The sequence below is a fragment of the Companilactobacillus pabuli genome, assembly GCF_014058425.1.
GTDB classification, from domain to species: domain Bacteria; phylum Bacillota; class Bacilli; order Lactobacillales; family Lactobacillaceae; genus Companilactobacillus; species Companilactobacillus pabuli.
On record NZ_CP049366.1, the window covers coordinates 1,940,991 to 1,966,822 of the forward strand.

General features: G+C 35.0%; 31 protein-coding genes. 20 read left to right on the forward strand and 11 right to left on the reverse strand.

Features of this window, described 5'->3' with window-relative positions:
- Positions 1 to 20: 20 nt before the first annotated feature.
- From cls to G6534_RS09460, 3 genes are all read left to right on the forward strand, one after another.
- Entirely contained in the window at positions 21 to 1,487 is a 1,467-nt protein-coding gene (cls, locus tag G6534_RS09450; protein WP_059074965.1) for a cardiolipin synthase, read from the forward strand.
- A 64-nt stretch (positions 1,488 to 1,551) separates the two neighbouring features.
- Positions 1,552 to 2,283 (forward strand): sulfite exporter TauE/SafE family protein, encoded by a 732-nt coding sequence (locus G6534_RS09455; RefSeq protein WP_182082637.1) that lies wholly within the window; start codon positions 1,552 to 1,554, stop codon positions 2,281 to 2,283.
- A gap of 68 nt (positions 2,284 to 2,351) precedes the next feature.
- Entirely contained in the window at positions 2,352 to 2,687 is a 336-nt protein-coding gene (locus tag G6534_RS09460) for a ribonuclease G (RefSeq protein ID WP_182082638.1), read from the forward strand.
- A 64-nt stretch (positions 2,688 to 2,751) separates the two neighbouring features.
- Here G6534_RS09460 and G6534_RS09465 read toward each other — a convergent pair whose 3' ends face one another.
- A complete protein-coding gene (locus tag G6534_RS09465) occupies positions 2,752 to 3,015 on the reverse strand; it encodes a hypothetical protein (protein WP_182082639.1) in 264 nt (87 codons plus the stop codon).
- Between the two features lie 146 nt (positions 3,016 to 3,161).
- On the opposite strand from G6534_RS09465, the gene G6534_RS09470 reads away from it, so the two are divergent.
- Positions 3,162 to 3,818 (forward strand): endonuclease III domain-containing protein, encoded by a 657-nt coding sequence (locus tag G6534_RS09470; protein WP_238788889.1) that lies wholly within the window; start codon positions 3,162 to 3,164, stop codon positions 3,816 to 3,818.
- Here G6534_RS09470 and G6534_RS09475 read toward each other — a convergent pair.
- Positions 3,789 to 4,382, reverse strand: a complete 594-nt coding sequence (locus G6534_RS09475) for a TetR/AcrR family transcriptional regulator (RefSeq protein WP_182082641.1) — start codon at positions 4,380 to 4,382, stop codon at positions 3,789 to 3,791. The two genes, G6534_RS09470 and G6534_RS09475, sit on opposite strands and share 30 nt — an antisense overlap.
- 194 nt (positions 4,383 to 4,576) lie before the next feature.
- Here G6534_RS09475 and G6534_RS09480 point away from each other — a divergent pair, with 194 nt between their 5' ends.
- The 3 genes from G6534_RS09480 (at position 4,577) to G6534_RS09490 (ending at position 8,159) form a co-directional block, all read left to right on the forward strand.
- A complete protein-coding gene (locus G6534_RS09480; RefSeq protein ID WP_182082642.1) occupies positions 4,577 to 5,497 on the forward strand; it encodes an ABC transporter ATP-binding protein in 921 nt (306 codons plus the stop codon).
- On the forward strand, positions 5,487 to 7,103 hold the full coding sequence (locus G6534_RS09485) for an ABC transporter permease (RefSeq protein ID WP_182082643.1): 1,617 nt from the start codon (positions 5,487 to 5,489) through the stop codon (positions 7,101 to 7,103). Before G6534_RS09480 ends, G6534_RS09485 begins: the two co-directional genes overlap by 11 nt.
- 66 nt (positions 7,104 to 7,169) lie before the next feature.
- A complete protein-coding gene (locus G6534_RS09490; protein WP_182082644.1) occupies positions 7,170 to 8,159 on the forward strand; it encodes an aldo/keto reductase in 990 nt (329 codons plus the stop codon).
- Between the two features lie 387 nt (positions 8,160 to 8,546).
- On the opposite strand, the gene G6534_RS09495 is transcribed toward G6534_RS09490, so the two are convergent.
- Positions 8,547 to 9,809 (reverse strand): methionine gamma-lyase family protein, encoded by a 1,263-nt coding sequence (locus tag G6534_RS09495; RefSeq protein WP_182082645.1) that lies wholly within the window; start codon positions 9,807 to 9,809, stop codon positions 8,547 to 8,549.
- Positions 9,810 to 9,827: 18 nt separating this feature from the next.
- Positions 9,828 to 11,915, reverse strand: a complete 2,088-nt coding sequence (locus G6534_RS09500) for a putative ornithine decarboxylase (protein ID WP_182082646.1) — start codon at positions 11,913 to 11,915, stop codon at positions 9,828 to 9,830.
- Between the two features lie 251 nt (positions 11,916 to 12,166).
- On the opposite strand from G6534_RS09500, the gene G6534_RS09505 reads away from it, so the two are divergent.
- Complete coding sequence (locus G6534_RS09505; protein WP_238788890.1) at positions 12,167 to 13,618, forward strand: APC family permease; 1,452 nt, start codon at positions 12,167 to 12,169, stop codon at positions 13,616 to 13,618.
- Positions 13,619 to 13,671: 53 nt separating this feature from the next.
- On the opposite strand, the gene G6534_RS09510 is transcribed toward G6534_RS09505, so the two are convergent.
- From G6534_RS09510 to G6534_RS12220, 3 genes are all read right to left on the reverse strand, one after another.
- Positions 13,672 to 13,941: a bacteriocin immunity family protein gene (locus G6534_RS09510; RefSeq protein ID WP_182082647.1), complete on the reverse strand. Its 270-nt coding sequence runs from the start codon at positions 13,939 to 13,941 to the stop codon at positions 13,672 to 13,674.
- 28 nt (positions 13,942 to 13,969) lie between these two features.
- Positions 13,970 to 14,311 carry a bacteriocin immunity protein gene (locus G6534_RS09515; protein WP_182082648.1) on the reverse strand — a complete coding sequence of 114 codons (342 nt, stop codon included), beginning with the start codon at positions 14,309 to 14,311 and terminating at the stop codon, positions 13,970 to 13,972.
- A 130-nt stretch (positions 14,312 to 14,441) separates the two neighbouring features.
- Positions 14,442 to 14,585 (reverse strand): hypothetical protein, encoded by a 144-nt coding sequence (locus tag G6534_RS12220; protein WP_238788891.1) that lies wholly within the window; start codon positions 14,583 to 14,585, stop codon positions 14,442 to 14,444.
- Positions 14,586 to 14,758: 173 nt separating this feature from the next.
- On the opposite strand from G6534_RS12220, the gene G6534_RS09525 reads away from it, so the two are divergent.
- The 4 genes from G6534_RS09525 (at position 14,759) to G6534_RS09540 (ending at position 16,950) form a co-directional block, all read left to right on the forward strand.
- On the forward strand, positions 14,759 to 15,052 hold the full coding sequence (locus tag G6534_RS09525; protein WP_182082649.1) for a bacteriocin immunity protein: 294 nt from the start codon (positions 14,759 to 14,761) through the stop codon (positions 15,050 to 15,052).
- A 117-nt stretch (positions 15,053 to 15,169) separates the two neighbouring features.
- The gene (locus tag G6534_RS09530) at positions 15,170 to 15,454 is read left to right on the forward strand and encodes a hypothetical protein (RefSeq protein WP_057814160.1); all 285 of its coding nucleotides are present in this window, start codon (positions 15,170 to 15,172) and stop codon (positions 15,452 to 15,454) included.
- A gap of 24 nt (positions 15,455 to 15,478) precedes the next feature.
- A complete protein-coding gene (locus G6534_RS09535) occupies positions 15,479 to 15,676 on the forward strand; it encodes a hypothetical protein (RefSeq protein WP_182082650.1) in 198 nt (65 codons plus the stop codon).
- 476 nt (positions 15,677 to 16,152) lie between these two features.
- Positions 16,153 to 16,950 (forward strand): CPBP family intramembrane glutamic endopeptidase, encoded by a 798-nt coding sequence (locus G6534_RS09540; protein ID WP_182082651.1) that lies wholly within the window; start codon positions 16,153 to 16,155, stop codon positions 16,948 to 16,950.
- 150 nt (positions 16,951 to 17,100) lie between these two features.
- Here the strand turns inward: G6534_RS09540 and G6534_RS09545 are convergent, their stop codons facing one another.
- Both G6534_RS09545 and G6534_RS09550 read right to left on the reverse strand, forming a co-directional pair.
- A complete protein-coding gene (locus G6534_RS09545; RefSeq protein WP_182082652.1) occupies positions 17,101 to 17,838 on the reverse strand; it encodes a response regulator transcription factor in 738 nt (245 codons plus the stop codon).
- A gap of 2 nt (positions 17,839 to 17,840) precedes the next feature.
- Positions 17,841 to 18,851: a sensor histidine kinase gene (locus G6534_RS09550; protein WP_182082653.1), complete on the reverse strand. Its 1,011-nt coding sequence runs from the start codon at positions 18,849 to 18,851 to the stop codon at positions 17,841 to 17,843.
- 685 nt (positions 18,852 to 19,536) lie between these two features.
- On the opposite strand from G6534_RS09550, the gene G6534_RS09555 reads away from it, so the two are divergent.
- Both G6534_RS09555 and G6534_RS09560 read left to right on the forward strand, forming a co-directional pair.
- Positions 19,537 to 19,755, forward strand: a complete 219-nt coding sequence (locus tag G6534_RS09555; RefSeq protein WP_182082654.1) for a hypothetical protein — start codon at positions 19,537 to 19,539, stop codon at positions 19,753 to 19,755.
- Positions 19,756 to 20,168: 413 nt separating this feature from the next.
- On the forward strand, positions 20,169 to 20,951 hold the full coding sequence (locus G6534_RS09560; RefSeq protein ID WP_182082655.1) for a response regulator transcription factor: 783 nt from the start codon (positions 20,169 to 20,171) through the stop codon (positions 20,949 to 20,951).
- A 23-nt stretch (positions 20,952 to 20,974) separates the two neighbouring features.
- Here G6534_RS09560 and G6534_RS09565 read toward each other — a convergent pair whose 3' ends face one another.
- Positions 20,975 to 21,295, reverse strand: coding sequence for a bacteriocin immunity family protein (locus G6534_RS09565; RefSeq protein ID WP_182082656.1), 321 nt, complete (start codon positions 21,293 to 21,295; stop codon positions 20,975 to 20,977).
- A 244-nt stretch (positions 21,296 to 21,539) separates the two neighbouring features.
- Between G6534_RS09565 and G6534_RS09570 the strand changes: the two genes are divergently transcribed.
- The 4 genes from G6534_RS09570 (at position 21,540) to G6534_RS09585 (ending at position 23,080) form a co-directional block, all read left to right on the forward strand.
- Positions 21,540 to 21,833 (forward strand): hypothetical protein, encoded by a 294-nt coding sequence (locus tag G6534_RS09570; protein WP_182082657.1) that lies wholly within the window; start codon positions 21,540 to 21,542, stop codon positions 21,831 to 21,833.
- Between the two features lie 202 nt (positions 21,834 to 22,035).
- Positions 22,036 to 22,386 (forward strand): bacteriocin immunity protein, encoded by a 351-nt coding sequence (locus G6534_RS09575; protein WP_182082658.1) that lies wholly within the window; start codon positions 22,036 to 22,038, stop codon positions 22,384 to 22,386.
- A 20-nt stretch (positions 22,387 to 22,406) separates the two neighbouring features.
- Complete coding sequence (locus G6534_RS09580; protein ID WP_182082659.1) at positions 22,407 to 22,742, forward strand: hypothetical protein; 336 nt, start codon at positions 22,407 to 22,409, stop codon at positions 22,740 to 22,742.
- 41 nt (positions 22,743 to 22,783) lie between these two features.
- Complete coding sequence (locus tag G6534_RS09585) at positions 22,784 to 23,080, forward strand: bacteriocin immunity protein (RefSeq protein ID WP_182082660.1); 297 nt, start codon at positions 22,784 to 22,786, stop codon at positions 23,078 to 23,080.
- 99 nt (positions 23,081 to 23,179) lie between these two features.
- Here the strand turns inward: G6534_RS09585 and G6534_RS09590 are convergent, their stop codons facing one another.
- A complete protein-coding gene (locus tag G6534_RS09590) occupies positions 23,180 to 23,647 on the reverse strand; it encodes a hypothetical protein (RefSeq protein WP_182082661.1) in 468 nt (155 codons plus the stop codon).
- 319 nt (positions 23,648 to 23,966) lie between these two features.
- On the opposite strand from G6534_RS09590, the gene G6534_RS09595 reads away from it, so the two are divergent.
- The gene (locus G6534_RS09595; RefSeq protein ID WP_182082662.1) at positions 23,967 to 25,331 is read left to right on the forward strand and encodes an Nramp family divalent metal transporter; all 1,365 of its coding nucleotides are present in this window, start codon (positions 23,967 to 23,969) and stop codon (positions 25,329 to 25,331) included.
- 332 nt (positions 25,332 to 25,663) lie between these two features.
- Entirely contained in the window at positions 25,664 to 25,810 is a 147-nt protein-coding gene (locus tag G6534_RS09600) for a prevent-host-death family antitoxin (protein ID WP_182082663.1), read from the forward strand.
- Positions 25,811 to 25,832 lie beyond the last annotated feature (22 nt).

The following is a 25,832-nucleotide window of genomic DNA, read 5'->3' on the forward strand; positions in this document are numbered from 1 at the left end:
AATAGAGGGGAATTTATTTTATGATTGATATTTGGATCATTTGGCTAATTCTCATTATCTTAATAGTCAATACAATTTCAGCACTGATTACTGTCTTCCACAGGCCTCGTAATATCGTTACTACTTGGGCTTGGATTTTGGTTCTCGTGTTATTACCAATTGTCGGATTCCTTATATACGCTTTCTTGGGTCGTGGGATTGCTCAAGAAAAGATCTTCAATATTAGCCGACAAGAACATTACAGTTTAAGCCAACTAAAGAAAATGGCCATAGCTGCTCAAAAGCGTCCTCAAAACGCCTCTCGTTACGATGAGACGCGTTATGCCGACCACATAATAAGATTCTTCAACGAGACCGAAGAAGCGCCACTAACGCGTCACAATGAGATTGAACTATTCTTCGATGGGCAAGAAAAGTTCAAAAATATGTTTGAAGATATCAAAAAAGCCAAAGAAACTGTTCACGTGGAATATTATGCTTTTATCAAGAGTAATATCGGAGACCAGTTCTTAGACTTACTAACGCAAAAAGCTAAAGAAGGCCTCGAAGTCAGAATCCTCTATGATCCATGGGGTTCTGGTGGAACTAAGCCTAAATACTTTAAGAAATTCCAAGCTGCTGGTGGTGAAGTTTTACCTTTTATCACTTCTAAAAACGTAATTGCTAAAACTCGTTTGAACTATCACTTGCACAGAAAAATTGTTGTCGTCGACGGAACTATTGGTTGGATCGGTGGATTCAACGTCGGTGATCAATACGTCAACACCACCGAAAAATTCGGTTATTGGCGCGATACTCACTCAAGAATCTTTGGTGCCGCCACGTTGTTGTTGCAAGAAAGATTTTTCCGTGACTGGAATGCTTCTCTAGACCGCAACGCCGAACCATTGGAATTCTTGGAAAAGTACTTCCCATCTGACAAATTCAATACCGATGCCAACTTGCCTATCCAAATTATTTCTGATGGGCCAGATAACCGTGAAGAAATCCTAAAAGATGGTTTCATCGATATGATCGTCAGTGCCAAGAAGAGTGTCTGGATTCAATCACCTTATTTAGTACCTGATGATGCCATGTTCACTGCTTTAACGATTGCTGCAAGATCTGGAGTCGATGTCAGGATCATGATTCCATGTATGCCAGACCACCCATTTATCTATCGTGCAACGCAATATTATGCTAATTTACTAACGACTTACGGAATCAAAATTTACAGTTATCAAAAAGGCTTCTTGCATGCCAAAACATCGGTCTTTGATGATAAAATATGTTCTGTAGGTTCAATGAATCATGACTTCAGAAGTTACTCATTAAACTTCGAAGCTAACGCCTTTATTTACGATGCCAAAGTCGCACACCAAATTACTCGTTCCATCAAAAAAGATATGGATGACTCAATTCTTTTGACGCCAGAAATTATCAAGGAACAAGGTATGTGGCTCCACTTTAAACAAAGATTTTCACGACTCTTATCACCAATTCTGTAGAGAATATCACAAAAGAGGACCAAGTTTAACTTGGCCCTCTTATTTTTGAGAAAGGATAAATTTAATGACTTACTTTATCGTAGTTTTAATCGCCTTATTTGGAGCTTTGATGCGGACTGTTTTTGGATTCGGTGAAGCTTTAGTTACCATGCCATTACTAGCTTTGATAGCCTTTGACTTACAAACTTCAACCGCCTTGATTGGAGCCTTAGGTTTGATCGTAGCAGTTCCGGTAGCTTTGAAATATCGCCAACACATCGATTTAGCAACTCTCAAACGACTAGTTATCGGTTCAATTTTGGGGATTCCTGTTGGGATTTTGATTATCAAACTCGGTTCTCCACAAATCATCATGAAAGTATTAGGAAGTTTTATCGTAATTTATGGCGTATACAATCTCTATGCTTTAAAACGTCAAAAGACTTCTCATTTGAAAATTGGTGACAAATACGATTATCTAGCTGGAATCGTTTCGGGAATCTTGGGTGCTTCATTTAACAGCCACGGCGTCCCCATCGTCGTCTACGGTACAGCCAAAAAATGGGACGCTGACAAATTGCGTGGCATCTTACAAGGTCATTTCGTCTGTGTCGGCAGTTTAGTTGTCTTGAGTCAACTGGCCTCTGGCATGTGGAATATTGAAGTCGTCAAACTATTAGCGATGGTTATTCCTTTGTTGTTAATCGTGATACCACTAGGAAATTGGATCAATTCAAAAATCGACAGCCAGCATTTTACTAAGTACGTTTATATAGTCTTGATTATCTTTGGATTAATTTTGTTGCTAAAACGTTGATTTTTTGTAGTTAGAAATTTCTCTTTACGATATACTTACTGCACAATTTATTGTAAAAGGGGAAAATTATGAACGAAACTGGAAGAGCTGTACCAAATGAAATCAAAGGTTGGAACTGGGGAGCCTTTATGTTTAATTTTATCTGGGGAATTGGTAACAAAACCTATTTACCACTACTCTGCTTAATTCCAATTTTTAATATTTTTTGGATATTCGTCGTTGGATTTAAGGGCAACACTTGGGCGTGGCAAAAAGGTAACTACAGTGATGTAGAAACTTTTAAAGCGGTTCAAGCAACTTGGAATCGTGCTGGAATATTCCAATTCGCTCTTGTCGTATTAGTAGTACTTCTTTACTTCTTCATCTTTGCAGCAATGATTGGTTCACTTTTATCTGATTATTAACAAAAAGGACTTCACCAGAATGTGTCTTACACTCTAGTGAAGTCCTTTTTTGATAGAATAAAACTTATTCATATATTCGATTAACGACTCTTTGATGATATAAATCGTTTCCTTGTCCCCAGAAAATAAAGCTTAGTGAAACGTATACGACTGCCAAAATGACGTTTAAAATATCAAATTTCATGTAATTAGTCAACATTAAACTAATTATGAAAATAATTGAAATTACTGGTTCGATAGCTCCCAACCAAACGTGTGAATTATTTGCTAAAACATATTTCTCAAGGATCAGAGACGTAATAGAACCTATAACAAAAATAATACCCATAATAATTACACCCCCATAATTAATCAGCGTATATTATCGTATCACAATTATTTTTCTGAAATAATCGCAAAAGCTTATGAAAACGTATTCAAGAGTAAATACACCCTTTTTCCGTCAACATATTAGATAATTAATCTTTGGGGGAAATGACTTTGTACACACAAATTGATATTTATGAACTACTAAACTTACTTACTAAAAAACTCGGACCACAAAATTGGTGGCCAGCTGAAAAAACTGAAGAAATGCTTTCAGGAATGATTTTAATTCAAAATACTAACTCAAAAAATGTCGCTAAATCATTAGATAATCTCAAAAAAGCAACCAATTTTGAAGCTGATAAAATTTTGCAATTATCCTCTGCTGATTTAGAACAACTGATCCAACCTAGTGGCTTTTTCCACAATAAGGCTATCTACTTACGTTCACTTTTAACAGCCTACGTGAATGATTTCGATGAATGGGAAAAGCTCCCTACTAATCTTCTTCGCAAAAAACTACTGGCTCTCAAAGGTATCGGCAACGAAACAGCTGACGTGTTACTGCTCTACTACTTCCATCGTCCTGTCTTTGTAGCCGACAACTATGCCATGAAACTCTTCACTCAACTGCATACTTTTACAAAACGGCCCACTTATATGCAACTCAAAAATTCCGTCCAAAAGGACTTCAAAATGGATTCTAAACAAGCTGAAGAATTGCACGCTTTAATTGATGAATTCGGTAAACTCAAGAGTGATTATTTCCGTGATTACCAACTATTATTACCGAATTTAACGTCCCATAATTCCATAAAAGAATAAGTGAATAATATCCTTCTCGTGATTTTTTAAGGCAACAACACCATTTTCTTTAGCATTCATTGAATAATTAATAAATAAATCTAAGAAAATCATTGCGCCTTCATTAGTTACTTCATCGCTTATAACCCCTTCTTGACGACCTTGATCTAGCAGTTTAAACCAGAAATTACGTTTGTATTGATTGTAGACTTTCACTACACTAGTATCACCATTTCGACTACTGAATTCCTTTTGTAAAAATACTACGAAATCATCATTGATACCATCAGCCAAACTCGAACTACTACTCATCATTACTTTCATTTTTTCGACGAATGATTGTGAATCATCATCTAGTAATTTGTCGTATTCTGAATAACCATCAATAATTAATTTAATAATAACTGCTCGTCCTAGAACTACCTTGCTTGGAAAATATTTATACAACGTCACTTGAGAAGACCTCGCCTCTTTAGCAATATGTGCTATTGAGGCTTTTTTGTAACCTTTTTCTAAGAAAACTTTAGTCGCCGCTTCTAAAATTGTCTGCTTTTTATCTTTCTTACGTTCTAAATTATTAGTCATGATAAATTCCTCAAAAAAATTTTTATTAAATATTTCAGTTTTTGGCTTAATCTATCAATCTTTTTAAAATCGACTCCCAAAATAGTTCAAAAGCCCATTATTCCGCGATTGACAAGCATAATACCCAGCTTTAATATACTCGGTAAATAGTGAACTATTCAAGAATTATATTTCATTTTTAGAGGTAATTTATTATGTTTAATCAACCAAAACCAACTTTGCATATCGATCATCTTCAAAAGAGATTCGGTAAATTCCAAGCTTTAAAAAATATCACTTTTGATATTTATCCCGGGGAAGTCTTTGGATTTATCGGACCTAATGGTGCCGGGAAATCAACCACAATTCGAACTCTTCTCGGAATTCTGCGGGCTTCTGGTGGTAAAGCAACAATCTTTGGACGTGATGTTTTCAAAGATGCTGTTAAAATTCATCAACATCTAGCCTATGTCCCCGGTGATGTTTACTTGTGGCCTAATCTGACTGGTGGTGAAATCATCGATCTGTTTTTAAAACTCAGTCACAATCGCCACACTCAAAAAACTGACGAGTTAATTAAAAGATTCCAACTCGACCCTACTAAGAAAGCTCGTACTTATTCAAAAGGTAATCGTCAAAAAGTTGCCTTGATCGCAGCCTTGTCGACAGAAGCTCAATTATATATTTTCGATGAGCCTACTTCCGGATTAGATCCTTTGAATGAAGAAGTTTTCCAACAAGAAGTGCTCAAGCTCAAACAAGCTGGCAAAGCCGTTTTATTGTCGAGTCACATCTTATCCGAAGTAGAAAAAATGTGTGATCGAATCGGTATTATCCGTAACGGTGAAATCGTCGAGACTGGTACATTAGAGCAAATGAGACATCTGACTAGAACTGTTATCAAAGTCCAAACTGCCGAACCTACTCCCGAATTGCCAACTTTAATCGGTGTCCATAACGTCGTTACGGAAAATAACGGTAGTCAAACTCTAGCTGTCGATTCGGAACATTTAGATGCCGTGATGGATTACCTATCTAAAAAACAAATCCTCTCTATCCAAGCCACACCACCAACTCTAGAAGATTTATTCCTTCGTTATTATGATTCCAACGAGGTGGATCAACATGCAAACTAAACGATTTCAAAAAACTCTTTTCTTAACCAAATTTAATTTCAAACGTGATTGGCTCAAACTATCACTCTGGGCTTTAGTCCTAATAACTCTATTCGTCGGTGTTGCTGGCAAATTCACTAGTCTTTATGGTTCAAAAGCCGGTATCGACCAAATTGTTAAAACTCTCAAAACACCAGCAATGGTCTCCCTCTTTGGGAAAATGCCTCAAGGTCCTTACACTAGTGCTGACGTCTTTGCGGCTGAAATGACCGTCTTTATGGCTATCTTCGCCGTTATTATGAACTACTACTTCGTAATCAAAAATACCCGTGGCGAAGAGGAATCTGGTGTTTTAGAACTGATTCAAGCGCACGCAGTCGGTCGGATGTCGCATTTAGCAGCGGTCTTGATTGAAAGCTTCGTTTTAAATTTTGGCATTGGTCTGATTTACGCCATTGGATTACAATTTGCCGGTTTAGCCGGAACTGATACTAATGGTAATTTCTTATTGGGGATCGGATTAGGTGCGGCTGGCTTCATGTTCGCTACTGTGGCCGCCGTGATAGCTCAGTTGAGTGACAACTCCCGTTCCGCAACGATACTCGCTTATTTAATTTTTGCGGTAATGTACATCGCTAGAATGATATCCGACGTAACGCATCCCAAATATACTTGGTTTGTCCCTTTAGGTTGGGTCGAAAAGTTCTCAACTTATCAAGATAACAACTGGTTACCAGTCCTTTTCATGCTCGTAGTTTCAACGATTTTGATAATCCTAGCCTTTTATCTCAACGGACATCGTGACATCGGTTCTGGCTTGATTGCCACTAGACCAGGCCGAAAAAACGCCAGTGTCTTCTTACGTGGACCAATTTCACTATTGTGGCGCCTCAATCGAATCAGCATTTTAGTTTGGTTCTTCGGAATTATGATTTTAGGCATGACTTATGGTTCAATTTTTAACACTATCGGAGATATTCTCAAAACTAACCCGATGTTTAGTCAATTATTAGATACCAAAGCCATTGACACTGCTAATTTATTGTTAATCAAACAGTTCATTGGTGTTTTGATTATTGTCTTCGCTGTTTTAGCTTTGATTCCTGGTATTTCTCTCATCAATTATTTAAAAAATGGCGAAAACAAGGGCTATCTAGAAATTATTCATTCAAAACCTACTAGTCGTCTCAGACTATTTTCTTCTGTAACTTTGATTGCATTCATTACTAGTATTGCGGTTCTATTCGCTGGCATTTTGGGATTATACCTTGGTGGTAACGCCGTTATGGAACAACCTTTGAAATTTGATCTCTTCTGGAATTGTTTCATCGGCTACTTGTCTCCAACTCTAATCATGCTTGGTATTTCAACTTGTCTATTAGGTTGGATGCCTAAATTAGTCAGTTTAAATTATGGATATTTAATCGTCGGATTCTTTGTAAAATACTTCGGCAAACTATTAAAATTACCTGATTGGACCGAAAAAATCACACCTTTTGGGTTCATCGATAAGGTTCCCGTTCATAATTTTGACATGGCAACTTTTGGGTGGCAGTTACTCATCGCCGCTATTTTAATCGTTGTCGGTTATCTTGGTTACCGCAGACGTGACTTAATTACCGGCTAGTTAATTGCGCAACCGTTTGCAGTGATTTATCATTTAGGTAACTTTAGTAGTTGAAAGGATGATTAGATGTATACAGCTTCAGATAATCGTTACCAAGGACCAGTGCGCCATGCTGGAAACTCTGGTCTAGTTTTACCACCAATTTCTCTAGGATTATGGCGTCATTATGGCAGTGCTGATCCACTAGCCGACCGCAAGAAAGTTTTACTACACGCTTTTGACCGTGGCGTCTTCCACTTCGATGTTGCCAACCACTATGGTGACGGTGACTTCGGTAGTTCAGAAAGATTGCTCGGACAAGTTTTGAACACTGATTTAAAACCATATCGTGATGAATTGGTTATTTCTACCAAAATCGGCTATGAAATTCACGATGGACCCTTTGGTACCGGTACTTCTAGAAAGGCTCTCCTTCAAGGAATCGACTCTTCTCTAGAACGCCTTAATTTGGACTATGTCGATGTACTTTACGCTCACCGTTATGACGACCAAACACCAATCTACGAAACAGTTCGTGCCCTTGATGATATCGTCAAATCAGGTAAAGCATTGTACGTTGGAGTTTCAAACTTTGAAGTTCCACAGATGAAAGAAGCACTCAAACTATTCAAAGAATTCGGCACACCCGTTGTTTTGAACCAAATGAGTATGAATTTATTGAATGACCATGTTGATGCCAGCGGTTTAAGAGATGTTCTAAAAGACGGTGGCGTTGGCGCTATTGCCTACGGACCACTATGTGAAGGACTATTATCTGACCGCTACTTAAATGGATTGACTGACGATTTCAAGATTCATCCAACCAACAAAGTCCTATTAGCCAATGGTAAAGATGCCTTAGTTGCTAAACTAAATGAATTAAACGACATCGCCCAAAACCGTAATCAAACCTTGAGTCAAATGTCACTAGCATGGCTTCTAAGAGATCCTGTCGTATCGAGTGTAATTATCGGAACTACTAGCGTAAAACACTTAGACGACAATTTAGATGCCATCAACAAGCTAGATTTCACTGATGATGAAGTTACAGCTATCGAAAAGATTATTAAGAAATAGGATTAGTGTTAACACTACCATCGTCCGTTCGGCTCTGGAAAACGCTGGAACGCTGCCGGCACAACTTGAAGCCAATTCCAAGACCGGGAACTGTCTCCAAGATTGGCCTTATCCTAAGCGATAAATCGCTAAGGATAATCTGGCGGCTGAGCATTTTCCAGAGCTCTCACTACCGACTAGATAGTCTTTTATAGTATTACTACAATTAACTCTAATCAAAACAACAAAACCCCGATGGAACTCAATTACTGAATTCTATCGGGGCTTTATTTTTTAGATATTTATAAATACAGACTGATATCTAGTCGGGAACAAAATCCCTGTGATGGCTCAATAACCAATCACAGGGATTTTGTGGACGATGGCATACTTAATCAACCATTGATTTTATTTATAAAATGTTTCTCTAACTGCTTGTGTAATTGCGATTTGAACGTGTGCATATGACAAACCACCTTGAATATAAAGTGAATATGGTGGTCTGATTGGTCCATCAGATGATAACTCGATAGTTGATCCTTCAACGAAACTACCTGAAGCCATAACGACGTCATCTTCGTAACCATCTTGATGACTAGGAATTGGATCAACAAAAGAATTCATTGGTGAGTAGTGTTGGATGGCAGCACAGAATTTAACCATTGGATCTGGATCACCGAAGGAAACTGTTTGAACGATATCAGTTCTTGGAGCATCCCACTTAGGTGAAACGTTCATACCCATTTCTTCACACAAAGCTGCAGTGAAGATCATACCTTTCAAGGCTTCGCCAGTCGTATGAGCGGCCATGAAGAATCCTTGATAGAAGTCACGCAAGTAACCCCAAGTAGCACCTTCACCTTTACCCGCACCAGGAACTGTCAAACGTGACCCGGCACCGTCGACTAAGTCTTCACGACCAACGATGTAGGCACCACTCTTAACTAAACCAGCTCCAGCATTTTTGTAAAGTGAACCAGCCATGATATCAGCACCGTAAAAAGTTGGTTCTTCTTTCTCTGAAAATTCACCGTAACAGTTATCGATGAAGACATTGACGTCAGGACGAATTGATTTTACGAATTTGATCATCTTGGCGATTTTTTCAACTGTGAAACTATCTCGAACAGCATAACCACGAGAACGTTGGATAGCAACTACTTTAATAGATTCATCTTGTAAGTCTTTTTTGGCTTGGTCATAGTCAACTGAACCATCATCTAGCAATTCAGTAGCTTTGAAATCAATCCCATATTCCTTCATGTTACCGCGCTTGTTTCCAGCTAAACCGATAACTTCTTGGATCGTATCGTAAGGAGTTCCTGTTAAATAATAAAGAGTATTGCCAGGACGCAACATACTGAACAAAGCTGTTGAAATGGCGTGTGTTCCTGAAGCAAATTGGGGACGAACTAAGGCATCGTCAACTTTGAAATAGTCAGCGTAAATTGCCTCAATCTTGTCACGACCAATATCATCGTAACCATAACCAGTTGATGGTACTAAATCCTCTTCCCCAACACGGTGCTTTCTAAATAAATTCAAAACTCGTTGTTGATTGTATAAAACTTGTTGGTCAATCTCCTCTAAACGTGGTTGAATCAACTTTTCTACTTTAGCAACTTTGTTTTTTAAATCTTCTGGTAAATCATCTGTCCATGATAATGACATAATAAACTCCCTCAATAATTATTTTTTCAAAACTTCTGCTTGCACAGAAATTGTTCCATCAGCATTCTTATCCCAATATACACCTTGAATTTCTGGCACAAAACCAGGAAAACGTTCGATAGCTCCAACGAGATCTTCAAAATACTTCAAATCGACATCTTGCCACTTTTCACCAGGTGCCACAATGAAGACCCCGGGAGGGTATGGCAATGCTCCTTCGAGTGCAATTCGACCTTTGATATCCTTCAAATCAACTAATTCACTTTGGTTTTTCATGAACAATCTATCTGCTTGAGCCGGTGTCATCTCGTAATTTTGCATGTTCTTTTTAGCAAACAATTCCTTTTGAAGAGTAAAAGTCTTGTTCTGACGATAGTAGTCATGCATCTCTTGGCACAACTGTTTCAAAGTATAACCTTGATAACGTTTTGGATATTGTTGCGCTAATCTTGGCAAAACTTCTGTTAGTGGAGCATCGGCCAAATACAAACGCTCAAATTTCAAAAAGGCCTCTAATAGTATATCTAATTCTTCCCTTGAATCGCCAGGAGTTAGTAGGAATAATAATGAATTTAAATCATCTTTGGCACGAATAATTCGTTTCTCCATCAAAAATTCCGCTACTACCGGACCAGGAATTCCTGAATCTTGATATTGAGCATTTTTGATATCGACACCAGGCGTTATAACGGTGATTTTCAATGGGTCAATCATTGCTTGTCCGTCAGCGATTTCCTTGAAACCATGCCAATTATCGCTGCTCTTCAAGTTCCAGTATTCACTGTGAGTAGCTAAATCATCGGTACTGATCTGCAAGAAGTTGTCAGGAACTAAAGGTTTGAATAATTTAGACTTTTGTAACAGCTGCTTGCGCCACTCAATACCCAAACGTAAAGTTTCATTCCACCAATTCTTATTACCTTGGCCAGCTGTCAAATAGGCGTTGACTGTCAAAGAAGCGTAAATTGGATAGGAATAACTAGATGTGACGAATTTCAAATAAGCGTTGTTGAAATGTTTATGGTCGACATAACGAGCTTGGCCTTTCAAATGAGCATCTTTTTTCAAAATCTGTGAAGTTTGTGCAAGTCCCGCCTGTTGTTTGTGTAACGATTGCGTTACTAAGATTCCTGGATCATCTGGTCCATATTCCAATGATAATGGTGAGAGATGTTTCATGATAGGCACAAATTGTTCAAATCCACCCCACGCACAGTCGAACAAAATGTAATCGCAGAGATGGCCGATTTTATCAATGATCCATTGTGCATCATAGAAAACACCATCGTAAGTTTCTAATTGCAAGATTGCTAATCTAAAAGGACGTTTGACTTGAGCTCTTTTAGGATCAACTTTACTGATTTCTTTACGTAATTTATCTTCGTCTAAGGCTTCAGGATTCATTTCTCCAATCAAACCCAAAGGATTACGATTAGTTGGCACATAGACTGGTTTGGCCCCACTCATCACCAAAGCACTGTTGTAAAGCGACTTGTGATTGTTGCGGTCAAATAAAACTAAATCATCTTCAGATAACAAAGCGCTGGCACAAATCGAATTAGAACTAGTTGTCCCATTAGTACAAAAATAAACTTTATCGGCGTTATACGTTTGAGCAGCCTTTTGTTCAGCCGTCAGTGGAGTTCCTTCGTGAGTCATCGTATCGCCCAATTCAGCGACAGTATCGGACGTATCGGCGAACATTAAATTCTTACCGAAGAAACGATTGAATACTACACCAGCCGGATGTTTTTCATAGTATTGACCGTTATGGTGTCCCGGAGTTGTAAAACTGATTGGTTTGTCTTCCGCAAAGTTGATCAAGTCACTCAAAAAGCCCGGTACCATCTTAGTTTGATAGTCATTTGCTAATTGTAGCGCCTTAACTGTAACGTCAGTTTTCCCATCAGTTGTAATAATAGGAATGCCTAGACCTGATGTTTCTTGTAGATTTTTGGCGACCGACAAATTCTTTTGATCGTGTTCATTCAAAACGATTGCTGCTAATTCTGAAGCAGTATTGTTTTCTGTAAATGAAACTATCTCAAAATCAGTCGAATCGTTGATTATCACATCATTTCCGATGGCAATTTTCAGAAAATTCATAATTTCCTCCTATTATTTTAATGTTTTTTCAAAAAGGTATTGCAAATGATATATAAATACTTATAATTTTCTGGGTATGTTTTTTTCATTTTGGCAATATTATTTATGAAAATTTATTACGGCATTGATTATATCTACACATTGGGGTTTTTAACAAGTGAAATTCAACAGTTCTTTACTTACATTAAAGCCCCCAAATCGTTGGAGTCTACTAACACAAGACTTTTACACGAATTCGGGGGAAAATAAAATTGGAATCTTTAGAACCAAATAAAAAGCACTATTTAAGTTGGCCGGTCATTGCCTTGATCGACTTCGTTACTATCATCAGTTTTGAAAACATCTTTTATCCATTTCAAAACCAAGGACTATCTGTGGTCATCTCATGGATTTTCCTACTCTTCGCCTACGTTATTCCTTACGCTTTGATTTCTAGTCAAATGAGTTTAACGTTCGACAATCAAGCCGGAGGTTTAGCTTCATGGGTTCGTCATTCCAGTAATGACACTCTAGGTTATTGGACTTCTTGGATGTATTGGGTTCAAAGTGTGCCCTACATCGTCGATGTTTCTAACTCGGTTATCGTTTCATTCAGTTGGATGTTCTTGGGTAACAATACTTTAGACAAAAGAATGTCGACTTTCTGGTTTGGAATCCTAACTTTTGCTATCATCTTGATTTTTATCTTATTAGAAAATGTCATCAAAAACTCACTAGAAATCCTTTCACTAATTGGTGGAGGTGCCATGTTCATCATGTCAGCTTTGTTCGTTCTATTAGCTGGCTACGCTGTCTTACACGGTCACCATATCGCTACACAACCTTTCAACTGGGGAGCTTTCAAGCCTAACTTTAGTCTGAAATACTTCTCGACAACCGGATTATTGATTTTTGCCATGTCTGGGGCTGAACTAGCTGCACCATACGTCGTTCAAATGCGTGATCCTAAACACGAATTTCCTAAAGCTATGTGGCTACTTGCTATCATGACTGGATTCTTAACAATCTTTGGTACTTTAGCCTTGGCAATGTTCTTCAACGCCAACCATATTCCACATGATTTCAAGATGAACGGTCCTTACTACGCCTTCCACTTATTAGGTAATAGTTTGGGTGTCGGTAAATTATTGATGTATATCTTCGCAGTCGTTCAAGCAATCTTTATGATGGCTCAATTAGCTGTCTTGCTTGATGCCTCCAGTCGTGTCTTTGCCGGTGATGTTGCTGACAAGTTCATGCCTAAGTGGTTAACTAAGAAAAATAAGAATGGTCGTCCTGTTCACAGTTACACGATGACAACTGGTTTGAGTTTGTTCCTATTGTTGCTAACAGGTACTTTGCCAAATATCAACACTATTTATAACTGGTTGTTAAATATCAACGGAATCATTTCACCATATAAGACTTGTTGGGTTTTCTTCGCCTTCGTTGCTATGAGAATGCATCAAGACAGGTTCCATTCAGATTATACTTTCATCAAAAATAAAACTGGCGCTTTGATCGTCGGTGGTTGGTGTCTAGCCTTTACCTTCATCTGTGCTACTTTAGGATTCATCCCTCAAGAAGCTAAGTTCGGTACTGGTGCTTTCAATCATCAACTTCTACTAAACTTCATTACTGTTATCGTCTTATTCGGACTAGGCTTCGTTATGCCATGGTTACGAAAACGCGAGCAACGTCGTGAAGGTATGGAATTAAATTAAAATCAAAAAGCAGGGCTGCTAACAAATTATGTTAGTGGCTCTGCTTTTTTGTACTAAGAAATAATTGAAATGTTATCGCGTCTTCCATATCCTAAGTACACTCTGGATAATTCAGTAAAGAATGGTACAACATCAGGTGATAGCTGCTTTTTTAATGACAATAGCGACAATTGTGTTTTAAGTTTTCCAGCCACAGCTTCACTATCTTGACCTTTAGCAATCTTTTGTTTAGCTTCTACAAATATCTTTCTTTCCGAATCTGATACGTTGTCGGACATGATCAATTCGTCCATTCTTGACCAAATTAATTCTTTTTTATTCATAATTAGTCCTTCTTTTTAAAAATATTATTTAGCGTCGAGGCATTTTTTCAAATAAACCGTAAAACTGAGATTTATCATCAAAGCTAGCTCGATTCCGACCATTAAGTCCCGATTTTTTAGACAAGTCACCTAACTGGATCAACAACTTATCTTCTTCTCTGGAAAATGGAACTCTACTAAAAGCTTCCATGTAAATATAATTCACTAATCTACTAAGCCACGCTTCAGGATTCTTCACCGTATCCAGTTTCATGTAAACTTGACTCAAAACATCCGTTATATTCAACAAATAAGGTGATTGATCAGGATGCGAATGTAGCGAATTGTACAGCTCATGAATTACTTTTTTGGTCGTATCTATATCTAACATTAACTATCTCCTTTAAATATTTACTCTAAATAACTATTATTGATTCCAATATATCCAAGATTAGTTCCAATAGGTTTTAATTTTATGAGAATCGGGTAAATAGTATCGTAAAGTTGTGATGCTTCGGTTGTTAATCCTTTTTTGTCTTGAATCCTATTTTTCTTTCACTGGTAGAAATATTAGGATTCAAGACAAAATCATACAGATCACTTAATACTAATTCTTCTTCTTTATTGTTGGACATATTGTTAAAAGTACCACCAACAACCATCATAGCCGATAACTGCAGACCATCCGTGATTTAAAAGTTAAAATCATTTTACGTTATCAAAGGCGTTATAACGGTTGCTATATTTTTATTCCCCGCGTATCATCCTTGTCGGATGTAATGATATCTACTAATACAATTATAACAAATATTAAGTTTTCCCCTTTGGAGGGCACAATATGAAGAAATTAAAATGGTTTGTTGGCGGTAAAGACCGCAGTGAAGTAGCAATCTCAATTATTGACGATCTACTAGATAATTTGGATGATGACACAACTAAACCACTCCAAGAAGTATTAACTGATTTCAAAATTGAATTAGAAAAAAGAGAATCCGCTGTTCCTTATATCCTCAGCCGCATGAATCTAACAATCTCAACGACCATGCACAAAAACGGCATCACTTTACCTAAAGATCAACAAGAAAGGTTGCAACAATTAACTCAATTATCAAATATTTATTACGGGTATTAAAATTCAAGACACAAAAATCCACTACTCAGGATATTTTGTTACCGCTTCCCTCCCTTGATGCTATACTAATCTTATAGAAATATTTATAGCTCTCAATCTAGAAAGGAACAACATACGATGGTAAACAAAACAGAAGTTGTCGATACTATGCAGGCCTTAGTTTCAGAATTGCAGAAGAATCACGCACAGTCAGAAACAACTTCTTATGTCAGTGAGACACTACAAAAACTTAAAAAAAGCGATGGAGTAGCCTTTACCGGAAGTTTACAACTCTTCTTTAATCAAGCTAATATCGTAAAAATATCAGACAATATCCAACTTAATAAGGAGGAAAAAACACTTTGGCGTAAGTTGTTTGCTTTTAATTCTTTAGGGAACAATCTTTGGGGAGCCAGTCTATAATCAATAATATGGAGGTCAGGAATCATGGAAAGTATCTTTGGCGTTCTTTTTGTACTTATCGGCATTTGGCAACTCTTCATCAGTATCAAATATTTAAATGTTCTGAAAACAGTTGGAAATAAGACCACATCAGGATTTTCTCCACTAGCCATCTACTTCTCCCTATTCATAGGTGTTGCTTTCTTAGTTATAGGGATCTCTGCAGTATTCCATTTAATCTAATTTTTTGAATGTGATAGTCCTTTTATGGACATCAAGTGAATAATATATAATTCATTTGATATCTTTAGAGGGATTTTTTTTATCATTATATGAATATAAAATACCACAATGCTCTCTTACCATCTGCTTTACAACTTCTTAAATTACATTACTAAGATATTTTATTTATCTAACCTCCAAAAATAAAACCGCTATACTAGCGTTAATATGCTAAATTGTAACGTTAATATTTTTTTGAAAATATCATAATAAAATAGATTAAATTACTAACTATATTTATAAATCAGCAGTGATTATTTATATGTTTTTAAACAATTGGGAGATGAGTAATTTGAACAAGTATAGTGTATACAAAATTACAGCAAATACGTTACAACAAATCAATGATGGCAAATAAAAATCAATAGCTTTAAAACAACTGATAAGAGATGATCAGTTATTTTTCATTAATGAAACAGGAGATTTATTTTATACTCATGAACAAAATATTACAGCACATCTCAAAACATGAAGGGATTATTCGTATTCTACTTTTATTATTGATAGACGAACTATTAGAGAATTTTGCGTTTATACCTTTAAACCCACATATAGGTTTTCTTATTGACAATATACTTTTCAAAGTATTTTCACTAACATCCATTCTTTTACTTAATTTTTTAATCTTAAAACAAAGGGTATACTTCAAACCTATATTTTTAAAAATCAAATTAAAAAACAAAATAACTTTCACAATATTATTTATCATTTTATTTTTTATGCCAATTATGGAGCAATCTAGTACTAAAATACTTGAAGCCATCACTATAGGACTTATTGCAGCAATACCTGAAGAATATTTATACAGAGGAATTGTCTTAGGCGGTTTTCTAAAATACTTAAAATCAACTAAATTGCGGAGTGAAAAATCACGGATAATTTTTTGCCTAGTGGCCAGTAGTCTGTTATTTTCATTAATACACATAAGTAATGTTATTTTTGATGGCACATTAAATACTTTTTGTCAGATAATCCAAACCTTTGGCTTCGGATTGCTGGCAGGATCATTCTATATTGCCTATTCATCTTTACTAGCTCCAATCGCGTTACATTTCCTACTGGATTTTGAATTAACTATTAGCAACGGATTGGAACAAAATACTCAAGTGGCTGCTTCCGATATTCCCTCATACATACTCACATCATTCATCATTGCAATATTTTATATTATTATTGGCATATCGGTTTTACATAGGGCTAATTACCATAAACTACTTACTAAAATAAATTCATAAAAAATGCTCTTAAAGTCATCTGACAAAAGTCTAATAACTTTAAGAACATTTTTATTTTTACCATTAATCAACGAATCACGCTTTCAAGAAGATTGAACAATTAAAATTTCCTACATATCTTTTTAGAATCAACATACATGTAATATTTTTTTATTTCTTAAACAATTTACTAACAACTGAAGATTTTCTAATGGAAACAGCACATTGAACGTCATTATCCAAATGTAAAATCCTTTTATGTCTGTCATACGAAACAATTCTATCGACATTGATCAATGAACTTTTATCAACACGTAACAAGTTGTCATATTTATCTTCCAACGCATTCAAATTACCTGGAAATGACATCTCTCGATTATTTGCTTCCAGCTTAACGCGTCCAGGGGCCTCTTTCTCTGTATAAAGTAGAATCAATTCTTTCATAGGAATCGAGAAATATTTTGATCCGACTTTATAACCAAAAATCTTTTCTTTTCTATAAATGGAAGCTTGATAATACTGTTCAGCTAATTCAATGTCCCTAATAATCTGCGTTTTTATTTCTTCAGAACTTTTATCTTTCAAAACATAATCTAACGGTGAGACTTTCCGCTCTAGTGTTAGGAATGCTAATTCTTCGTGAGTCGTCACAAAAACTATTTTAGCATCAGGAATATTACTTCTAACAAACTCAGCTACCTTTAATCCTGCTTTGACATCACCATCCAGCTCCATATCTAAAAAAAACAAGCCAAACTGTTCTTTGGTAAAAGAATCGTAAAAAGATTCCGTGTCACTGGACTCCACTACATTTACTGGATAATCATTAATCATTACTGTATTATCTACGATTTCTCTATAATATTTTCTTTGACTGTCATTATCTTCTAACAAATAAATTGAAAACATTTTTACCTACCTTTGAGAATTATTAAAGTGATTCTTAACTTATCATCAATAATTTCAGTATCAAGATATAAATTATTATCTTTATCAACCAATTCGGATACATTAGCCAAACCTATCCCATGGTTTTCTCCCTTAGTTGAATAACCCTTTTTAAAAATAGTTTTAATATTTATACCATGATTTAACGGATTTTCTACTGATATCTCTAGAACATCATCATTTTTAACAAATGCCAGATCAATATTTTTATTCAATCCATTGGATGTCTCTTCAATAGCATTATCCAATAAAATTCCAACGATTCTAACAACATTTAGTACACCATCATCAATTTGAATATAATTATCCGTAATTTCAACATTTAATTTTATACCGTTGGATTTAGCTTTAAAGAATTTTTGAATAACCAACCCTCGAAGTGGATCGTTGGTTATTTTTTTATATTCAGATATAATTTTTCCATCCAAATCATTTGTAAATTCTCTTTGTTGTGTTAGTTCTCGATATAGTTCTTCATAATCTTTGCTAGCATTTTCAGATGAATCAACACTCATAGATAATATGATATTTTTGAAATCATGTTTGAAACGACGTAAATCATCGTACTGTTCTTGAATATTTTTTAAGTATTCATTCAATTGCCTGTTTTGTTCTAGTTCATTAGCTAACTTTTGATGAGCAGAATACACGTTAATCATATTAAGCATTTGATAAGTGGCGAATCCCAAAAAAGAAATGTACGATATGGCAATTACACCACTAATAGTTGACGTTATTCCTTCGATGTCTCCAATGAATAATATGCTTATAAAAGTTACGAAAATAAATAAAACAAGAAGAAACAATTGACTATTCAATGATAAATCATCGACTTCTTTCTTGATTTCCTTTATTTTCAAGTTTTTATTTTTTATATATTTAACGCCAAAGAATACTATCAATAAATTCATTAGACACGAAACTACAGCATACACATCATTAATTCTCAAAACATTTGCTTTTATAGGGATCAAAAAAACTACTTTCCCCAAAAGGTTACAAATTAAGAGTAGAGTAATTTCTACGACAATCGCTAATAAAAAAGACGTCAATCTATTCTTATAGATATTAACTCTATGCTGATGAATCATCTCTTTGATTACAAAAAGTATTATAAGAATCAGAAAAATAAAATCCTCAAATAGGACTCCTAATCCTCCCAATAATAAAGAATATGATACGTCTTTAAGTAATCTTATAAGCGAAAATTGTTCTGTGTCTAGACATCTAAACATTAACGATATGAAAAAAATTATCATCGAATTCACAAAGAATTCAATCGGTACAGATACATTAATCATTACTAGCCTTTAAACCCATTTATCAGGTTTCTATCAAATGTTTTAGTTTGATACCTTATAGACAAATCCCTTGTTTTACCATCCAATATTGTAACTAATTCTTTCTCTGAATCATTTTTATTCATAAAATATTTTCCCCTCAAAAATAATACTTTGGCAATTATACTATCTTATCAATCTTCATGCACAATCCCTACGATAATCACTATAAAATTAACGTTAATATTTCATCGATCAATTCATCAATCCACCAATCTATAATATAAACATAGCTCGTGGCCGTTGATGCCTAATCGGCAATTACTAATTTCAGTTTCTGAATATACAAAGGGTAAAAAAATACGCTATAGGAATCAATATGAAAAAATTTAAGAAATTAAAAATAAACAAGAAATTTTATAGAAAATTAGGTTTTTGGATTGGATTATCTTTACTTTACGAAGCAATCGGTTTATTACACGTTAAACTATTCTCAATAACTGGAGCTGTAGATACCATCAGTTTAGTGCTGGGCTTAGGTGCTATTTACACCGCTCTAACAGAAAAAGATGATAAGCAACACACAACAAGGAGCTAATCTAATATGCACAAGTTTAAATCTTTAAACATAAATAAGAATTTTTATAAAAAACTGGGATTCTGGGTTGGATTATCCTTACTATACGAGACATTCGGATTATTTCATCATGATCAACTTTTTTCAATAACTGGATTATTAGACATCATATGTTTTGTATTAGGCTTAGGTGCTATTTACACGGCTTTAACGCAAAAAGATGAGAAACAAGTCAATAGTAATCGTCATATGTAAAAAAAACAGGCTTGTTAACACTTATTTGCTAGCAAACCTGTTTTTTATATTTTTACCTATAAAAAGAATACGGTAAATATTCAAAGTATAAACAACAAATACCCAAATTTGTTTGTTAACTATCATACGGACAAAAATTTCATATTCAAATTGTCCTTACTAAAGATTAGGAGATCACTATGAGTTATCCAATGATTGTATACGAGGGCAACCCAACTCAACTTAAGAATATCAAAATAATACTAGAGAATTATATTATGTTTCATGACGATCCTTTAGAACTGAAACTAGCTGCTCTAAACCCCGATGAAGTAATTGATTACTTATCTGAAAAGCCATCATCTCATGGGATTTATTTTCTAGATATTGATTTAGATACAAGTATAAATGGAATTGATTTAGATACAAGTATAAATGGAATTGATTTAGCCAAAAAAATAAGGAAAATGGATGTCCAGGCAAATATTATTTTTACTACAACTCACGATGAAATGGCCCCAATTATTCTCAAAAACAAAGTCGGGGCTATAGACTTCATCAAAAAAGATCAAAGCATTGAAAATTATCGGGATAATTTATACGATGCTCTAAAATATGCAGAAAATATAACAAACAAAACCATGGAAAAAGAAAATTCCAATTTCACTTTTGAAATCGGTAATCAGATATACAACTTTGATCAATCTGAAATTGTCCTCATCGAAACTTCAAGTGTTCCCCATCGATTAACGTTAGAAACAATCAATGGCAATTATGAGTTTTACAACAAAATAAGTGATTTAGAAAAAGAGTACCCTTTTCTTTTGAAGCTCAACAGATCATGCCTAATAAATCCTAACAATATCAGAAATGCCAACTTCACTACTAGACTCATTACATTCAAAAATGATTCAGCCAAAAAGTTCCCGATAGGTAAATCAAGAAAACTTAAATCTGAAATCAAAAAAATCCTTCAACACTAAGCGATTTAAAGCTAATTTTGCAATTAATTTAAAGGGCCAAAAGTAAAATGAGTAGCACTTAGTCCATATCCTATATTTAAATCTCGTAATTCTTTTTGTGTAGGATCATTTAATCTATCTTTTATGTACTGATAGAGCATCCTATTCTTCCTAGGTAACGTCATGGGAACCATGAAATTATCATGATAACTTTTATATATCTTCACACAAATCTGAATTTCATTTTTACCTTTTGCTAGCTCTTTTGCACTTTCTAAAAGACATTTTTTGTATTCCACAGGTTGGTCTGAAAGATTCTCATTGTACGAAGCGTCTATCAAATCAAACAACTTATTATTTTTCAATTAACTCACTTCCAAGCTTAAATATAAATCTAAGATGACACCTAAAAGTATACTAGTTATCAGACTATGGACAAAAATAATATCTCTAAAACAGGCAACCAACACCTTGTTGATTAAAAATTACATTTCTCTATCTCCAAGACTATAAGAACTGCCATTCAGGATATTTTCACTTACCATCTATTCAATTATGTTTAAATTAATATACTATAACCATTCAAATAATCTCTTGGAGGTAGCAATTATGAAAGACGAAAATAAAACAAAAATCATCAATGCCGTTACTAACTTAAGTACTGCCCTAAAGAAATATCATCCTAATACTGAAACCTGTAACTATGTCGAAATTACTTTAACAGAACTGAAGAAAAAAGATGGAAAAGCATTCACTGGTGCATTTCTTTACTTTCTTACTAAGGCTTCAATGTTAAGAACCTCTGAAAATGTTATCCTTAACGATACTGAATCAAAACTGTGGCACAAAATGTCTGCTTTGAAAAACTTAGGAAACGACTTTTTCTTCGGAATGGGTCTTTAATTATGAATAAAATTGCATCCAAGTCCTCCTTTTGCATAAACAAACCTTAAGACGACACAAAATGATTTAAATATATATCATCTTCTTGACTATTATTTCAGGACTTCCTTTGACATCATTCATGACATTCTTTTCAAATTATTTTAAATCCTCTTAAAATTAAGTAGTGGAGATTCATTACATTTAGCGAGGGAGAATACTGATGAAAAAAATTGACAGAGAAAACGAAATCAAAGAAGCAAAATCACTTATTAGTTCATTAAATGATTTGATTATTAATAGAGACGATTTTCAACAAAAGTTGGAATTAAGAGATATTTCTGATGTTCTAGTTCAAGTAAATAAAACAATCGACAATAATAAATATCCTGAAAGATTACTCAGCAAACTGACAACTTTTATTTATAGTATGGGACCTGCAGGAAAAATCTATTTCCCAAAAGATCAAGAACAATTGATTGATAAGATTGCCGTAATCGCCCAAAAATCCGGTAATACTGGGCTCTATTATTCAAGTTTCAACACCAAATCTGATTTCTTTAATCGACTATAGGGGGGGAAAATACGAATAACATGCGTGAAGAACTTTCTAATATGATAGAAATAGCTTATCAACAAGTAACAAACCCAAAATATAATGAAACCAAAAAAGAATTATCGCATCTTCACAAAGAATTAAATGATGGTGAAGATAGCAATAAAATTATGTTTGAACTGAGAAAATCATTATTACAAGCTGATCCATCGTTGAATCTAAAAAATCGCATTTCCGGATTACCACTTGAATATCGTAATCTGTTTCATTTTGTAGATTCAAAATTAAAAAAGGTTGATACAAAAATATTGGATAAATACTACCAATATGGATTTATCCCTCTAAAGTTTGGAAGTACTATTAAGTATCCTTAACAAAAAATCATTTCATAAATTGTAAGGAGATGACAAAACCAGTGGGTAAACTATCTTGGTTTGCTGGTGGCAAAGACCGTGGCGATGCAGCAATTTCTATCATTGATGACCTACTAAATAGCTTAAACGTCGATGCCAACAGACAACCTTTACAAGAGGTATTAATTGAATTCAAAAATGAACTAGAAAAAAGAGAATCTGCGGTTCCCTTCATTTTAAGTCGAATGAATATATCAATTTCTAACACACTTCATAAAAATAAAATTCCATTAACCAAAGATCAACAAGCTAAATTACAACAATTAACTCAATTATCAAATATACGATACGGTTACTAAAATAAATGACGTCCATTCAGATTACCCAATCCACTAAATCAAAGTGAATTAAGATTTCTGAATAAACGTCATTTTTAATTTTAGAGTTTTCTTCTATTTCTATATTTGTCCAACTTCCACAGAAACTTCATTAGACAACTTCTTATCAAGATACTTTTGCATTTCTTTATAGGAAATATTAAAGTTCATTTCCACTTGTTGGGGTCTTTTTGTATTGAAAATCACTGCTACTTTAGGTTTGCGACCTTGAATCTCAATTGGAATCAAAGTTACGTGAACGACGGAAGTATAATCGAGCACACCTGAATAAAAGCCGTTGAGAACAATTTTCTTTTCTCCGACTCCACCGACACCATTCATAATATTCAACAACATGAACAAGGCAACCATGATGATGTAAGATAATTGACCAGTTGGTGAAACTAGTAACCATGCACCGATAAAGGCTGCGAAGATCAATGATGAAATTTTATAAATTGATCTAATTTCAATCTGTGACTGCCAATAAACATTGAAAACAGCACCGACGAAAAAGATCACATCAACTATTAGTAGTATTACACTCATTTAAATTTATCCCTTTTCTAGTAATTATAATCAAGTATATTTTATTTTCAAAATCTATCACTTATATTGTATCGTACTCAGTCATTAAATACATGAAGATGAATTGATAGTTTCAGAAAAATGTAATCATTTGCATTGATTTATTTGTTAAAAAGAACCGTCTGGCATAAAAATATTCATGCTATATTATCAAAAAAATGCAATTATGACGGCTTTTTGACGATTATTTTTAGGGATACTTAATTATTTTATTTAGACCCTTTAATGTTGTTCTCTAACATGATATTATATCTTGAGATTGAAAAAGGGGGATATACGCTTGAGTGAAAAAAATAAAAAACACGAAAGCCTAATTCATTATGCTAACGGCCCTTCCTTGGAAGAAATTAATGACACCGTTGAGGTTCCAACTGATGCGGGTTTCTTTAAAACCCTATTAGCATACAGTGGTCCTGGTGCCTTGGTTGCCGTGGGTTATATGGATCCAGGTAACTGGGTAACATCTATTGCTGGTGGTGCTCAATTTAAGTACAAATTACTATCTGTTATCTTGATTTCTAGTTTGATTGCGATGCTTTTGCAATACATGGCGGCTAAACTAGGCATTGTGACCGGAAGAGATTTGGCTCAATTAACTAGAGATAGAACTTCTAAAGTTGGTGGTTTTATTCTTTGGATCATCACTGAATTAGCTATTATGGCGACTGATATCGCTGAAATTATTGGTTCGGCTATCGCGCTGAAATTGCTTTTCAACATACCTGTACTCTGGGGTGTTATCATTACCGCATTCGATGTTTTACTTCTATTAGTCTTGATGAAACTTGGCTTTAGAAAGATCGAAGCTATCGTTGCAGCCTTGATTATGGTTATTCTATTCGTTTTCCTATACGAAGTTATCTTGGCACGTCCAGATATGGGACAAATGGTAGTCGGATTCGTTCCCGACCCACAAATTCTACAAAATCAAAGTATGCTTTACATTTCTCTTGGTATCGTTGGTGCGACAGTTATGCCACATAATTTGTACTTGCATTCTTCAATTTCACAAGCGAGAAAATACGACCGTGAAGACCCTAAGAGTGTTCATCAAGCCGTTCGTTTCTCAACTTGGGATTCAAATATTCAATTAACTTTGGCTTTCATCGTTAATACTTTACTATTACTTCTAGGTGCTGCTTTGTTCTATGGTACAAACAGTGACCTTGGACGTTTCGTTGACTTGTTCAATGCCTTGCAAGATCCAAAAGTTGCCGGTGCCGTTGCTAGTCCTGTCTTGAGTATTTTGTTCGCGATTGCCCTATTGGCATCAGGTCAAAACTCAACTATTACTGGTACTTTGTCTGGTCAAATCGTTATGGAAGGTTTCGTCCACATGAAGATGAAACTTTGGGCAAGACGTGTAATTACTCGTTTGATGTCAATCATCCCAGTTATTACTTTTGCTATTATTTATAACGGTAACGAAGCAAAAATCGAATCACTTTTGACATTCTCACAAGTATTCTTGAGTGTCGCTTTACCATTCTCAATTTTCCCATTGATCAAATTTACAAGTAACAAAGAATTGATGGGCGAATTCGCTAATAACAAACTAATCGAGTACATCGGTTACTTCATCGCTGTAGTATTGACTATTCTAAATATTTGGTTGATCTACACTACATTCGTACCTGCAGCTTAGTTTTTACTGCCGTCGTCCGTTCGGCTCTGGGAAACGCTGGAACGCTGCCGGCACAACTTGAAACCAATTCCAAAATCGGGAATTGTTTCCAAGATTGGCCTTCTACTAAGCAACAAGTTGCCAAGTAGAATCTGGCGGCTGAGCATTTCCCAGAGCTCTCACTACCGACTAGATAGTAATTTTTAGTTCTTTTTTTAATTACTTCAAAAAAATACAGAGATCCTAGTAGAATTCATTTCATTGAGTTCTGTTAGGACCTTTTTATTTATATTTATAGTTATAATATAGCTAGCAATACAACATAGTCACTTGAACGAGAAAGGAGTCTTTCTATGCCAAAGAAAACCTCACTAGACTATGCAGTCATCCATGATAAATTAATCGAAATGCATATTTTGCCTGATGATCCCATTGTCAAACCTACTGATGACTACTGGAATAGCTTTAAACCAAAAGATAGTGAAAAAAGTAAAAGTTGAATCTAGTCGGGAGCAAAATTCC